The organism is Streptomyces sp. 4F14 (genome assembly GCF_048159485.1).
GTDB lineage: Bacteria > Actinomycetota > Actinomycetes > Streptomycetales > Streptomycetaceae > Streptomyces.
Genome location: NZ_JBLRVY010000014.1, coordinates 273,169 through 285,833, shown reverse-complemented (window position 1 = coordinate 285,833; position 12,665 = coordinate 273,169). Strand labels below are relative to the sequence as shown.

The 12,665-nt window shown below is 72.7% G+C and carries 14 protein-coding genes; 9 read left to right on the top strand and 5 right to left on the bottom strand.

Annotation, left to right across the window (positions count from 1 at the left end; translation table 11 throughout):
- The first annotated feature begins 269 nt into the window (after positions 1-269).
- Complete coding sequence (locus tag ACLZOT_RS25305; RefSeq protein ID WP_416971342.1) at positions 270-1,157, top strand: methylenetetrahydrofolate reductase; 888 nt, start codon at positions 270-272, stop codon at positions 1,155-1,157.
- Here the strand turns inward: ACLZOT_RS25305 and ACLZOT_RS25300 are convergent.
- Positions 1,084-1,857, bottom strand: coding sequence for a sulfite exporter TauE/SafE family protein (locus tag ACLZOT_RS25300; protein WP_416971341.1), 774 nt, complete (start codon positions 1,855-1,857; stop codon positions 1,084-1,086). The two genes, ACLZOT_RS25305 and ACLZOT_RS25300, sit on opposite strands and share 74 nt — an antisense overlap.
- 92 nt (positions 1,858-1,949) lie before the next feature.
- Here ACLZOT_RS25300 and ACLZOT_RS25295 point away from each other — a divergent pair, with 92 nt between their 5' ends.
- On the top strand, positions 1,950-2,762 hold the full coding sequence (locus tag ACLZOT_RS25295) for a lysophospholipase (protein WP_416971340.1): 813 nt from the start codon (positions 1,950-1,952) through the stop codon (positions 2,760-2,762).
- On the opposite strand, the gene ACLZOT_RS25290 is transcribed toward ACLZOT_RS25295, so the two are convergent.
- From ACLZOT_RS25290 to ACLZOT_RS25280, 3 genes are all read right to left on the bottom strand, one after another.
- On the bottom strand, positions 2,725-3,972 hold the full coding sequence (locus ACLZOT_RS25290) for an amidohydrolase (RefSeq protein WP_416971339.1): 1,248 nt from the start codon (positions 3,970-3,972) through the stop codon (positions 2,725-2,727). The genes ACLZOT_RS25295 and ACLZOT_RS25290 overlap by 38 nt on opposite strands.
- Positions 3,973-4,030: 58 nt before the next feature.
- Positions 4,031-4,609 (bottom strand): hypothetical protein, encoded by a 579-nt coding sequence (locus ACLZOT_RS25285; protein ID WP_416971338.1) that lies wholly within the window; start codon positions 4,607-4,609, stop codon positions 4,031-4,033.
- 174 nt (positions 4,610-4,783) lie between these two features.
- Positions 4,784-5,980, bottom strand: coding sequence for a sensor histidine kinase (locus tag ACLZOT_RS25280; protein WP_416971337.1), 1,197 nt, complete (start codon positions 5,978-5,980; stop codon positions 4,784-4,786).
- Positions 5,981-6,177: 197 nt separating this feature from the next.
- On the opposite strand from ACLZOT_RS25280, the gene ACLZOT_RS25275 reads away from it, so the two are divergent.
- From ACLZOT_RS25275 to ACLZOT_RS25265, 3 genes are all read left to right on the top strand, one after another.
- Entirely contained in the window at positions 6,178-6,549 is a 372-nt protein-coding gene (locus tag ACLZOT_RS25275; protein ID WP_416971336.1) for a DUF4333 domain-containing protein, read from the top strand.
- Between the two features lie 52 nt (positions 6,550-6,601).
- Positions 6,602-7,285, top strand: coding sequence for an ABC transporter ATP-binding protein (locus ACLZOT_RS25270; protein ID WP_416971335.1), 684 nt, complete (start codon positions 6,602-6,604; stop codon positions 7,283-7,285).
- A gap of 87 nt (positions 7,286-7,372) precedes the next feature.
- Positions 7,373-8,089, top strand: a complete 717-nt coding sequence (locus ACLZOT_RS25265; protein ID WP_416971334.1) for a response regulator — start codon at positions 7,373-7,375, stop codon at positions 8,087-8,089.
- On the opposite strand, the gene ACLZOT_RS25260 is transcribed toward ACLZOT_RS25265, so the two are convergent.
- Positions 8,086-8,877, bottom strand: a complete 792-nt coding sequence (locus tag ACLZOT_RS25260) for a Cof-type HAD-IIB family hydrolase (RefSeq protein WP_416971333.1) — start codon at positions 8,875-8,877, stop codon at positions 8,086-8,088. The genes ACLZOT_RS25265 and ACLZOT_RS25260 overlap by 4 nt on opposite strands.
- A 285-nt stretch (positions 8,878-9,162) precedes the next feature.
- On the opposite strand from ACLZOT_RS25260, the gene ACLZOT_RS25255 reads away from it, so the two are divergent.
- From ACLZOT_RS25255 to ACLZOT_RS25240, 4 genes are read left to right on the top strand one after another with little or no spacing between them, the layout of a single operon-like run.
- The gene (locus ACLZOT_RS25255) at positions 9,163-10,566 is read left to right on the top strand and encodes a glutamine synthetase (RefSeq protein ID WP_416971332.1); all 1,404 of its coding nucleotides are present in this window, start codon (positions 9,163-9,165) and stop codon (positions 10,564-10,566) included.
- Position 10,567: 1 nt separating this feature from the next.
- On the top strand, positions 10,568-11,680 hold the full coding sequence (locus tag ACLZOT_RS25250; RefSeq protein WP_416971331.1) for an amidohydrolase family protein: 1,113 nt from the start codon (positions 10,568-10,570) through the stop codon (positions 11,678-11,680).
- A gap of 15 nt (positions 11,681-11,695) precedes the next feature.
- Positions 11,696-12,235, top strand: coding sequence for an NUDIX hydrolase family protein (locus ACLZOT_RS25245; RefSeq protein WP_107103903.1), 540 nt, complete (start codon positions 11,696-11,698; stop codon positions 12,233-12,235).
- A complete protein-coding gene (locus ACLZOT_RS25240; protein ID WP_416971330.1) occupies positions 12,235-12,630 on the top strand; it encodes a (2Fe-2S) ferredoxin domain-containing protein in 396 nt (131 codons plus the stop codon). Before ACLZOT_RS25245 ends, ACLZOT_RS25240 begins: the two co-directional genes overlap by 1 nt.
- Positions 12,631-12,665: the final 35 nt, after the last annotated feature.

Genomic DNA, 12,665 nt, shown 5'->3' with positions numbered 1-12,665 from the left:
CATGAAAACCATCCCTGCCCCACCCGCGCAGTCCCAGAGTCGCGAACTCACGGGACGCACTCAAGAAGGTAGGGCCGCATGACCTACGTCGGCAGGCTCCCCGCCTGGATCAAGTCCGCCAAGAACCGCACCGAGATCCTCCGTACGATCGACCGCATGCGGGCGTCGGTCATCGCCCCCTGACCCGCGAGACGCCCGCCACAGCGCAGCCGTACCGCCGCTTGTTAGCCTGTTCCGGCCCTTTCACCAGGTGAGGAACTCGACGACGCATGACGGCACCCCCGCACTCCCTGTTCCTCGACGCGTCTGTGGAGATCACCGGCAAGGACGCCCCGGCGCTGGAGGGGGCGGCGCTGGCTCCCGGTACCCGGGTCAATGTCACGCACCTCGCGAGCGAGGGCCTGGACGCGAGGGTCGAGGCCGCGCGGGCTGTCGGGGAGCGCGGCCTGATCCCCGTACCCCACCTCTCGGCCCGCCGCCTGCGTTCCCCTTCCGAGCTGGCCGAAACTCTCGCGGCGCTGCGCTCGGTGCGGGCGGTGGAGAGTGTGTTCGTCGTGGCCGGTGATCCCACGGCCCCGCACGGCCCGTACCCGGACGCCCTGTCGGTGATCCGCTCGGGTCTGCTGGAGGAGCACGGCGTACGGGAGGTCGGTATCGCCGGCTACCCGGAGGGCCACCCGGCGATCGGCGCCGAGACCCTGTGGTCGGCGCTGGAGGAGAAGACGGCGGCGCTGAGGGAACAGAACCTCGCGGCGGCCGTCACCACCCAGTTCGGCTTCGCGGTGGACCCGGTCCTGAGGTGGCTGGAGGAGACGAGGGCGCGGGGCGTGGACGTCCCCGTACGCATCGGCGTCCCCGGCCCGGCCGGCGTCCGCCGCCTCCTGTCGTACGCCCGCCGCTTCGGCGTCGCCACGAGCACCGGCATAGCCCGCAAGTACGGCTTCTCGCTGACGCACCTGATGGGTACGGCCGGCCCGGACCGTTTCCTGGGGACGCTCGCGGCGGGTCTCGTACCGGAACGCCACGGCGAGGTAGCCCTGCACTTCTACACGTTCGGCGGGCTGGAGGCGACGTCGGCGTGGCTCAGCGCAGCAGCAGCTGAAGTCCCCCCACCACGGTCGCCCCGATCACCAGCTGCTCGAACAACCGCTGGTTGATCCGGTCCACGGCCCACCGCCCGATCAGCGCTCCCGGCACCACGAACCCGACCAGCGCGGCGTCCAGCAGCAGCGAGTTCCCGTCGATGAGCCCGAGCCCGGCGCTGAAGGGCACTTTGGTCACGTTGACGATGAGGAAGAAGAACGCGGACGTACCCAGGAACCCCAGCTTCCGAAACCCGGCGGACAGCAGGTACATCGACATCACGGGCCCTCCGGCGTTCGCGACCATCGTCGTGAACCCCCCGAGCACCCCGTACGACCGCGCCTTGAACCGCCCCGCGCGGGTGACGACGGCGTCGGGCTCGTCGGCGGCCTCGGCCGTGCGCCGGCGCCACATCGTCACCCCCGCCATCAGCAGCAGGATCGCCCCGATGGAGGTCCGTACGACCTCGTCGCCGGCCCACACGAGGAACACCGTCCCGACGATCACCCCCGCCGCGACGGCCGGGAAGAGCCGCCACAGCGTGGGCCAGTGGGCGTGCCGGCGGTAGGTGAGGACGGCGAGGACGTCCCCGGCGATCAGGATCGGCAGCAGGACGCCCGTCGAGGCGCGGGCCGGCAGGACCGCCGCGAAGACGGCGAGGCTGACGGTGTTCGCGCCGCTGACGGCCGTCTTGGAGAAGCCGACGAGGAGGGCGGCGAGGGCGAGGGCGGCGAACTCCCAGCCGGTGATGTGCCACAGAGTCATCGTGTTCATTGCGTTGACCGATGCTATGCCCACGCAACAGGGGTAGGGAAAGACCGTCTCACCGCGTGAAACTGTGGACTTCCCGGATCTCTGGAGGCGATGTGGGCGACATCCGTTACCTGACCGGCGTGCGGGGCCGGATCGCGGTGCACGAGTGGGCGCCGCCGCCTCGGCCTCGGTACGTCGCACTGCTGGTCCACGGGTACGGGGAGCATCTCGGCCGGTACGAGGAGCTGGCCGGGGTGCTGCGGGGGCACGGGGCGGCTGTGCTGGGGCCGGATCACGCCGGGCACGGGCTGTCGGACGGGGAGCGGGTGCTGGTGGGGGACTTCGAGGAGGTGGTCACGGACGTCGAGGCGGTGGTGTCCCTCGCGCGGGAGTCGTGGCCGGGGCTGCCGCTGGTCGTCGTGGGCCACTCCATGGGCGGCCTGATCGCCGCCCGTCTCGCCCAGCGCCTCGGCGACCGGCTCGCCGCGCTGGTCCTGTCCGGGCCGGTCATCGGGGAGTGGGCGCTGCCGGGGAAGCTCCTGGCGTACGACGAGATCCCGGACGTCCCGATCAGCCCGGCCTCGCTGTCGCGGGACCCGGCGGTCGGGGCGGCGTACGTGGCGGATCCGCTGGTGTGGCACGGGGCGATGAAGCGGGCGACGCTGGAGGCGTTCGAGGCGACGTTGCGGACGGTCGCGTCGGCCGGGGACGTGGGGCGGCTGCCGGTGCTGTGGCTGCACGGCGAGGACGACCGGCTCGTGCCCCTCGCCGGGAGCCGCCCCGGGGTGGAGCGGCTCAGCGGGGGCGGCGCTCTGACCTCGTGTCTCTATCCGGGGGCGCGGCACGAGGTGTTCGCGGAGACGAACCGGGAGGAGGTGTTCGGGGACCTCACGCGGTTCCTGGACGCCGTGGTTCCAGTTCGGTGAGGGCCGCCGAGACGAGGGTCCGCACCCCGGGCACGAGCACCGACAGGTCGGGCGCGAACAACGGGCTGTGGTTTCCCGGTACGCCCGCGAACTTCTCCCGCAACTCCTCGCCCTCGGCGGCCTCCCAGACGTCGGCGGGGGTGGTGGTGACGTACCAGAAGTCGTACGGCACGCCGTCGGGGGCGAGTTCGGAGAAGTCCTCGCTGCCGGTCACCGTCCCGAAGTCGAACACCGTGTGCTCGCCGAAGAGTTCGCGGTGCGTGGCGGCGATCCGCGCGTCGAGCGCGGGGTCGTTGACGGTCACCGGGTAGCTGGAGACGACGTCCACCTCGGGCTCGGTCGGGCAGCCCGCGGCCCGGCACTCGGCGGTGACGATCCGGCGGATCGCTTCGAGGGCCTTGTCGCGGGTACGGCGGTTCTGGGTGCGGAGGTTGAGGGCGAGGCGGGCCTCGGCGGGGATGATGTTGTGGCTGGTGCCCGCCTGGAAGGCGCCGACGGTGAGGACGGCCGGCTCGCTCGCGGCGATCTCGCGGGCGATGACCGTCTGGAGCCTGGTCACGATGTAGGACGCGGTCACGACGGGGTCGACGGTCGACTCGGGGCGTGAGCCGTGGCCGCCGACGCCGTGCACGACGACGTCGATGTCGTCCGAGGCGGACATGGCGAGGCCGGGGGTGTGGGGGTAGAAGCCGGCCGGTCCGGGCGCGGCGTGCTGTCCGAGCAGGGCGTCGGGGTAGGGGAAGCGCTGGTGCAGGCCGTCCGCGACCATCGCCGCCGCGCCGCTCCCGGCCTCCTCGCCGGGCTGGCCGATCACGACGACGGTCCCGGCCCAGACGTCCCGCCCGGCGGCGAGGGTCTCGGCGGCGGCCACGAGCCAGGTGACGTGCAGGTCGTGCCCGCAGGCGTGCATGATCCCGTCGGTCAGCGACGCGTACTCCAGTCCGGTCGCCTCCTGCACGGGCAGCGCATCCATGTCGGCCCGCAGCCACACGACCGGCCCGTCCCCGTTGCGCAGGACCCCCACGACTCCGGTCCCGCCGACGCCCTCCGTGACCTCGTACCCGGCGCCCTTGAGGCGGGCGGCGAGCTTGCCCGCCGTGCGGTGTTCCCTGAAGGCGAGTTCGGGGTGGCGGTGGAGGTCCCGGTAGAAGTCCTCCAGGTCGCCGGGTTTCAGGGCGGAGGTGAGGTCGAGGGTGTGAGGGGCGGGCATCTGCTTCTCCTCCGTGGGTGGGGGGCCGAGGCGCACGGTACCTCGGGGCTGCGGGGGTTCAGCAGGCGCCCGGATCGCTGCTCCGCCGCACCTTGATGCTGTCGCTGTGCCGGGTGTCGGAGCCTGGGGGGAGGGCCGTGTTGCGCAGGCCGAGTTCCAGGGTTCCGTCGCCGTGCGGGGCCAGGTGTCTGCCCTGGTAGTCGGTGGCGTTGAGGAGGTAGTCCGACATCGTCCGCGGTACCGGCACCGCGAAGATCTCGAAGACCACTCCCTTCTGTTCCTCGGCGCCCACCTGAATGGTGTGGGTCCACTTGCCCGTTGTCGCGGAGACGGTGGCCTCGCCGAACAGGACGTAGTCGTCATCGGTCGCCGCCCGTCCGGCGATCCACAGCCGGTAGCCGTCGGCCAGCCGTGACGTTCCCTTGAACTCCTGACAGAGGCCGATCGCGACCTGCTCGTCCCCGCGCGCCGCGGGGTATTCGATCCTCACAGCGGTGGAGGAACGGCTCGGCTCCGATGCCACGACGGTCTGTTTCGGCTGAGGGTCGTCCCCGCCCCAGCCGAACATGTCTCCGACGGCGGGCAGGAACACCGCGAGTCCGCCGAGCCCGCCCAGTGCCGCGACCGTGGCGATCACCTTTCCCCAGCGGCCTGATTCCGGAGGGGTACCGGCGGGGTCCGTCCCGACCTCTTCTGATGAACTGTCTGATGAACTGTCGGACCGACGAGACATCGGCTCCACCCCCTGTGTGCCCAGATACTGATGCTTGATGCTGCTCGCCCGGTTCCTCCTTCAATCTCCCCGTCGGTCTCAGTTCTTTCTCCCCGCCCGGGGTCTGAGCCCTGTCGGGAGGGTGGCCCGGACCTCCCAGCCCGCTCCCTCGCGGGGGCCCGCGGACAGTTCTCCGTCGAGCGCCGTGACGCGTTCCTTGAGGCCGACGAGGCCGAAGCCACCGCCGTGGGCCTCGGTGGGGAGGTGGCTGGTGCCGTGGCCGTCGTCCTGGACGATGACGACTAGGCGGTCGGCGTCGGGGAAGAGGGTGACGAGGATGTCGGTGGCGTCGGCGGCGTGGCGGCGGATGTTGGTGAGGGACTCCTGTACGACGCGGTAGGCGGCGGCCTGGATCTCGTGGGGGAGGCCGGCGGGGAGTTCGGGGTCGTGGTGCAGGATCGCCCGCTGTCCGGGGCCGGGGAAGCGGTCGACGAGTTCACGGATGCCGTCGAGGTCGCCGACGGGGCGCCGCTCGACGGCCTCGGGTCCGACGTCCCGCAGGACGCCGACCGTGCGTCGCATCGAGGCGAGCGCCTCGGTCGCGGCGCGCTCGATGCCGGCGAGGACGCCGTCGAGTTCGTGCTGCGGGGCGTCGGCCATCATCCGGGCGACCTGGGTCTGGACGAGGATGCCGGTCACGTGATGCGCCACGAAGTCGTGCAGGTCGGCGGCGATGGCGAGCCGCTCGGCCCGCCGGGTCTCCCCCACGGCGACGACCCGCCGGTAGTCCAGCGACCGCAGATACCCGGCGAGCCCGGCGACGAGCCCGACGAGCAGCAGGCCGATGACCAGCGCCGCGAGCAGGTCATCGTCGCGCAGGGAGATGGTCCGGAAGTAGCGCACCGGCAGGGCGAACAGCGCGAGGCCGTCCAGCACGGCGCACACGACGGCCCACCGCCCCGGCGCCTGCCGCACGGCGAGGAAGAGGAGACAGAGCAGGACGAGGACCTCGCCCGGCCCGAACCACCCCGGCTCCCCCAGGACCAGCATCACGCCCGAGTAGAGAAGGGAGAGCAAGGCCGGTACGGCGGTGCGGACCTGTTCGGTGAGCCAGGCGGGCCGGCTCCTCGCGGGCCACAGCACGGCGGCGACACCGACGGCGAGGACGGCGGCCGCTCCCCAGAGCGGCTGGCCGCCGGTGCCGGCGAAGACGAGATCCAGGGCCGCGGCGGCGGGCACGGTGCCGTGGGCCAGACCCCGTGCACAGCCCCGGGCCCTGCCGGTGACTGATGACATGGCGATCACGGTAGCGCCGCCGGCCCCCGCCGCGGATCGGCCGAACGGCCGAGGGCGAGTGGGTGAATCGGGCCGAGAACCTGGCCGGACGGCCGAGGCGGAGGGCGGGGTCGAGCGGCGAGAGTGGGGTCACGGAGCGAAACGGTCGCTCCGCCTCTCCTCTTCTTTCCCCCCTGCTCCCGGTTCGGAGGCATGTCATGCAGCGCAACAGGTTCGTGATCGGTCTGGTCGGCTGTGCCACGGCCGCCGTCGCCGTGGGCGCGGTGGGTACGCACCTGCTGTCGGGCACCCAGTCCACGACGGGGCTGGACGAACGGTCGGCGGTGCGGGTGAACGGCTATCCGGCCCTGGCCAAGAACATCGCCGAGGGCCGGATCCAGAGCCGGTACCACCCGCTGCCGTGGGTCGGGGACCGGCTGAAGGGCGTCAGCTGTCCGACCGGCCTGAAGGCGGTGGCGGGCGCGACGATCACGTGCCGGGGAGAGCGCAGCGACGGACGGAGCGTCGAGATACCGGTGAGCGTCGTCAAGGCGACGCCCTCCTCCGTCACCTGGAAGTTCGAACGCTGAGCGGTCACCGCTCCGGCATCCACCCCCTCCCGGCGAAAGGCTCTCCCCTCTCATGAACCCCGTTCTGGCCGGTCTCGGCCTTGTGAAGAAGTACGGCTCGACGGTCGCGCTCGACAGCGTGGACGTCCACGTCCAGGAGCGTGACTCGCTCGCCATCATGGGCCCGTCCGGCTCCGGCAAGTCGACGCTGCTGCACACCCTGGCCGGCGTCGTCCGCCCCGATTCCGGGACGGTGCTGCTGCGCGGCGAGAGCATCGAGCGGCTCGGTGAGAACAAGCTGAGCGCGCTGCGCCGCAAGCGGTTCGGGTTCGTCTTCCAGTTCGGCCAGCTCCTGCCCGAGCTGCCGGCGGAGGAGAACGTGGCGCTGCCGCTGATGCTGGAGGGCGTGCCGCGCAAGCAGGCGGTGGAGCGGGCCCGCCGCTGGTTCGCGCCGCTGGGTCTGGAGGGGCTGGAGGCCCGGCGCCCCGGCGCGCTCTCCGGTGGGCAGGCGCAGCGGGTCGCCATCGCCCGGGCGCTCGTCATCGAGCCGGACGTCGTCTTCGCCGACGAGCCGACGGGCGCTCTCGACCAGCGCACGAGCACGGAGGTGGTGACGCTCCTGACGTCCGTGACCCGCGCCCAGGGAGCGGCTCTCGTGATGGTCACCCACGACCCCGACGTCGCCGCCCACTGCGATCGGATCCTCCAGGTCAGGGACGGCCGGATCAGCGGGCACACGCAGTACACGGTGGCCTGATGGTCCGAGAGCACACGGCCCGCCCCGAGCCCGGCGCCCCGAGTACCACACCCGGTCCCCCTCTTCCCGTGAGGCATGATCTGATCCATGACCGCCCCCACCCCGGCCCCCGTGCCGACCGCCGCCGCCCCGATCCGGGTGCTCATCGCCGACGACCAGGACATGGTGCGTACGGGATTCCGGTTCTTCCTGGACGCGCAGCCCGACATGACGGTGGTCGCGGAGGCGGCGGACGGGGAGGAGGCGGTGGCGCTGGCGCGGCGGCTGCGGCCGGACGTGTGCCTGCTGGACATCCGGATGCCGAGGCTGGACGGCCTGGAGGCGACACGGCTGCTGGCGGGCCCGGGGGTGGAGGATCCGCTGCGGGTCGTCGTGGTGACGACGTTCGACCTCGACGAGTACGTGTACGGGGCGCTGCGCGGCGGGGCGTGCGGGTTCCTGCTGAAGGACTCGGGGCCGATCCTGCTCGCGGAGGCGGTGCGGGCGGCCGCCGCGGGCGACTCGCTGGTCTCGCCGTCGGTGACGGTCCGGCTGCTGAAGCATCTGACGGAGCAGGAGGACGGCCGTGCCGCCCGGGCCGGCGCGTCGGCCCCCGCGCTGGCCGACCCCCTCACCGACCGGGAGCTGGAGGTGGTGCGGCTGGTGGCGCTGGGGCGGACGAACGCGGAGATCGCGACCGAGCTGTTCGTCTCCCTGTCCACGGTGAAGACGCATCTGTCCAGCGTGCAGGTGAAGTTGGGGACGAGGAACCGGGTGGAGATCGCCGCGTGGGCCTGGCGGCACGGGCAGGTGGACCCGGACTAGCGAGCGGCGTCGGGGCCGAGGTCCAGGACGCGGGCGATGGTGCGCAGGACGCCGTTGTCGTTGTTGGAGGGGGCGAGGTGGCGGGCCCGGCGTATGACGTCGGGGTGGGCGCCGGTCATCGCGAAGGACCACTCGGCGGCGTCGAGCATCTCCAGGTCGTTGAGGTAGTCGCCGAAGACCATGGTCTGGGCCGGGGTGATGCCCAGCTCCCCCTGGAGGCGGCGCAGGGCGGCGCCCTTGTTGGCGGTGCGGTTCATGATGTCGACCCAGTGTTCGCCGGAGACGACGACCTGGTGGGCCTCGGCGAAGGCGGCGAGCGCCGGGGCGACGGTCCGCTCGACGGAGCCGAAGGAGTAGAGGGCGACCTTGATGATGTCGTCGTCGACGGCGGTGACGTCCTCGACGATCTCGTTGCGCAGGTAGTAGCGGCGCACCTCGGCGAGGAAGGGCTCGTCGGTCTGCTCGACGTAGGCGGAGCGCTTGCCGCAGACGACGACACCCACGTCGACGCCGGCCGCGGCGAGCCGCCGTACGGTGTGGACGACCTCGGCGGCGACGGCGGGGTCCAGGGGGTCGGAGCTGAGTTCACGGCCGTCGCGGACGACGTAGGTGCCGTTCTCGGCGATGAAGACCATGCCGTCGGCGAGGCCGGTGAAGTCGCGTTCCAGGGTGGCGTACTGGCGTCCGCTGGCCGGGCTGAAGAGGATGCCGCGCTCGCGCAGCAGGCCGAGCATGTCCTTGAGGCCCTCCGGTGGCCGCTTGTCGTCGTCGAGGAGCGTGCCGTCCATGTCGGTGACGATCAGCCGGATGTCGGCGGCGGGGGCGAACGGCCCGGTCGGGGCGAGGCGGGGCGGAGGAGGGCATGTCCTGCTTTCTGTACGGAGGCGGGCCGATCGTCAGACTACCGGGGCACCCGAAAGGCGTTCGGCCCGTCTCACCGGCGGGGACGGTCCGGCGCGAGGCGACACGAGCACCCGCACAAAGACGACGCCGCGCCCCTCGGCCACCCCATCCGCACCCCCCGGTCGTGAAACCCTGGCCCAAAAGCCCGACTTGCCCGAGGAGCGCCCCCTATGACCACCCTCACCGACCCCATCCCCGGCGGCAGGCCGGGGGACGTCGAGCGGGCCGTGTCGCTCGCCGAGACCCTGGCCGCCCGCAAGGTGCACGGCGTCGTCCTCGCGTACGTGGACACGGCCGGCGTGCACCGCGTGAAGACGGTCCCCACGGCGAAGCTCCCCGCCGCCGCGGCCTGGGGCGTGGGCATGTCCCCGGTGTTCGACACCTTCCTCGCGAACGACCACATCGTCACGACGGACGTCCTCGGCTCCCCGGACGGCGACCTGCGCCTCTACCCGGACCTGGACCTGCTGACCGTGCTGGCCGCGCAGCCCGGCTGGGCGTGGGCGCCGGTCGACCGGATCACGCAGGACGGCGAACCCCACCCGGGCTGCTCCCGCACGGCCCTGCGCCGGATCACCGAGCGCGCCGCCCTCGACCACGGCGTCTCCTTCCGCGCGGCGATCGAGGTCGAGTGGATGCTCGGCCTCGGCACAGCGGCCCCCGGCGAGTTCGTCCCGGCGACGACGGCCCCGGCGTACGGCGCGACGCGCCAGGTGGAGCTGGGCGCGTTCCTCGCGGACCTGCTGGAGGCGTGCGCGGCGCAGGAGCTGGACGTCGACCAGGTCCATCCGGAGTACGGGGCGGGGCAGTTCGAGATCTCGGTGGGCGCGGCGGACCCGGTCGCGGCGGCCGACCGCTCCGTGCTGACCCGGCAGACGATCCGCGCGGTCGCCGGGCGGCACGGCCTGCGCGTCTCGTTCGCCCCGACCGTGACGACGACGAACGTCGGCAACGGCGGCCACGTCCACCTCTCGGCCTGGCGCGAGGGCCGCAACCTGCACACGGGCGGCGACCGCAGGCACGGCCTCGCCCCGGAGGCGGAGTCGTTCGCGGCCGGCGTCCTCGCCCGCCTGCCCGCCCTCCTCGCGCTGACCGCCCCCAGCCCCGCGAGCTACCTGCGCCTGGTGCCCTCCCAGTGGGCGGGGGTGTTCACCGCGTGGGGCCTGGAGACCCGGGAGGCGGCCGTGCGTCTGGTGCCCGGCACGAAGGGCCACCGCGCCGAGCAGGCCAACCTGGAGGTGAAGCCGATCGACCTCGCCGCGAACCCGTACGCGGCCCTGACCGGTCTGATCGCCGCCGGGCTCGACGGCATCGCGGCGCGGGCGGACCTCCCGGAGGAGACGCGGGGCAACCCCGCCGCGCTGACCCCGGCGGAGGCCGAGCGCAAGGGAGTTCGCCGGCTCCCCGCCTCCCTCGCCGAGGCCGTCGCCGCGTTCCGGGAGGACAAGGTCGTGCGCGCCGCCCTCGGCCCGGTCCTCGCGGACGCCGTGATCGCGGTCCGCGAGGGCGAACTCGCCGCCGTCCGGGGCCTGGACGACGAGCGGATCGCCGCCGCCTACCGCTGGGCCTACTGAGATGCGGGTCCATGAGGCGCTCGCCGAACTGGAGCTGGTGGACCACCACTGCCACGGCGTCGTCCCCCACGACCTCACCCGCCCCGCCTTCGAGTCCCTGCTCACCGAGGGCGGCATCACCCCCTTCGACACCCCGACGGGCATCGCGGTACGCCGCCACTGCGCCCCCGTCCTGGACCTCCCGCCGCACGCCCCGCCCGGCGAATACCTGGACCGGCGCACCGAGTTGGGTGCCGAGGAGGTCAACCGGCGCTTCCTGCACGCCTCCCGGACCGGCACCTTCTGCGTCGACACCGGCCACACCCCGCTCCCCCTCACCACCCCGGCCGAACTCGCGGACGCGGCGCGGGCAACCGCGTACGAGGTGGTCCGACTGGAGCCGATCGCCGAGCGGTTGAAGGCCCGGGGTGTCGAACCGGACGCCTACGCCGAGGAATTCACGCGGGCGGTCCACGACGCCGTGCGCGCGCCCGGGGTCGTCGGCGTGAAGTCGGTGGCCGCCTACCGCACCGGGTTCGGTCTCGCGCCGACACGCCCGACGGAACAGGAGATCGAGCGGGCCGCCCGAGGGTGGCTCGCGCACGCGGGGCGCCTCGACGACCCCGTACTCGTCCGGCATCTCCTGTGGACGGCCGTGGACCTCAAGCTCCCCCTTCAGCTGCACACCGGGTTCGGGGACCGGGACATCCGGCTGCACCGGGTGGACCCGAGTCTGCTCACCGACTGGCTGCGCCTGATTCCGGACGATGTACCCGTGCTGTTGCTGCACTGCTGGCCGTATCAGCGGCAGGCGGCCTATCTGACCTCGGTGTTTCCCCAGGTGTACCTGGATGTGGGGCTCACGCTGCACCATGTGGGGCCGGTGCGGGCGCGGGCGGTACTGGCGGAGGTACTGGAGATGACGCCGTTCGGCAAACTGCTGTACAGCTCGGACGCGTACGGTGTCGCCGAGTTCTACGCGCTCGGCGCGCTGGCGTTCCGGCGGGGCCTCGGGGATCTCCTCCAGGACCGGGTGGACGCGGGTGAGCTGAGTCCGCCCGACGCGGTGCGCCTCGCGCGGTGGGCGGGTGCGGAGAACGCCCGTCGGGTCTACCGGTTGTCCGACCGGTTCTGAAAGTATGATCAAGCAATGTCTGACATGACCGAGACCACGCCCGGTTGGCTGAGCCAGGACGAGCTGGAACTGGCCCGCGCCCGGATGCCGATCCTGTACGTCGAGGCCGTGCCCGTCCGCGTGGACGACCGGGGCGAGATCACCAGCATCGGCCTGCTCCTGCGCATCGGACCGGACGGCGATGTCAGCCGGACCCTGGTCTCGGGCCGGGTCCTGCACCACGAGCGCGTCCGCGACGCCCTCCTGCGCAACCTGGAGAAGGACCTCGGCCCCGTCGCGCTGCCCCGGCTGCCCGCCGCGCTCCAGCCGTTCACGGTGGCCGAGTACTTCCCCACGCAGGGCGTCACTCCCTACCACGACCCGCGTCAACATGCCGTGTCCCTGGCGTACATCGTTCCGGTGACCGGGGACTGCCAGCCGCGGCAGGACGCGCTCGACCTCGTCTGGTTCGAGCCGCAGGAGGCCGCCTCCCCGGCCGTCCAGAGCGAGATGCCCGGCGGGCACGGGTTCCTGCTGCGGCAGGCCCTCGCCCACGTCGGCCTCTCCGCGTCCTGATGCTCCCCTTCCAGCGCGGCGCCCCCTGCACGGTCGTGGTGTGCAGGGGCTGCTGCTGTGGCGACCGCCGCAAGAACCCCGGCTTCGACCACGCCTGGCAGCTCGACCGGCTGCGGGCGGCGGCCGCCGCGTCCGGGGGCACGTTCACGGTCCGTACGACCGACTGCCTCGGCCCCTGCGACCAAGCGAACGTCCTCGTCGTCCAGCCCTCCACCGCCGCACGCCAGTCCGGCGCGCGAGCGGTGTGGATCGGCTTCGCGACGGACGACGACGCGACGGAGGAGATCATCGGCTGGGCCGAGGCGGGCGGACCGGGGGTGGCGGAGCCGCCGACGGCCCTGGAGATGCAGTTCGTCAAGGCGCCGCGGGGCAGCAGGGCTCGGGGGCGGCGGTGAGGTAGGGGGCGGGGGCATCGGCGCCCGGCGCCGGG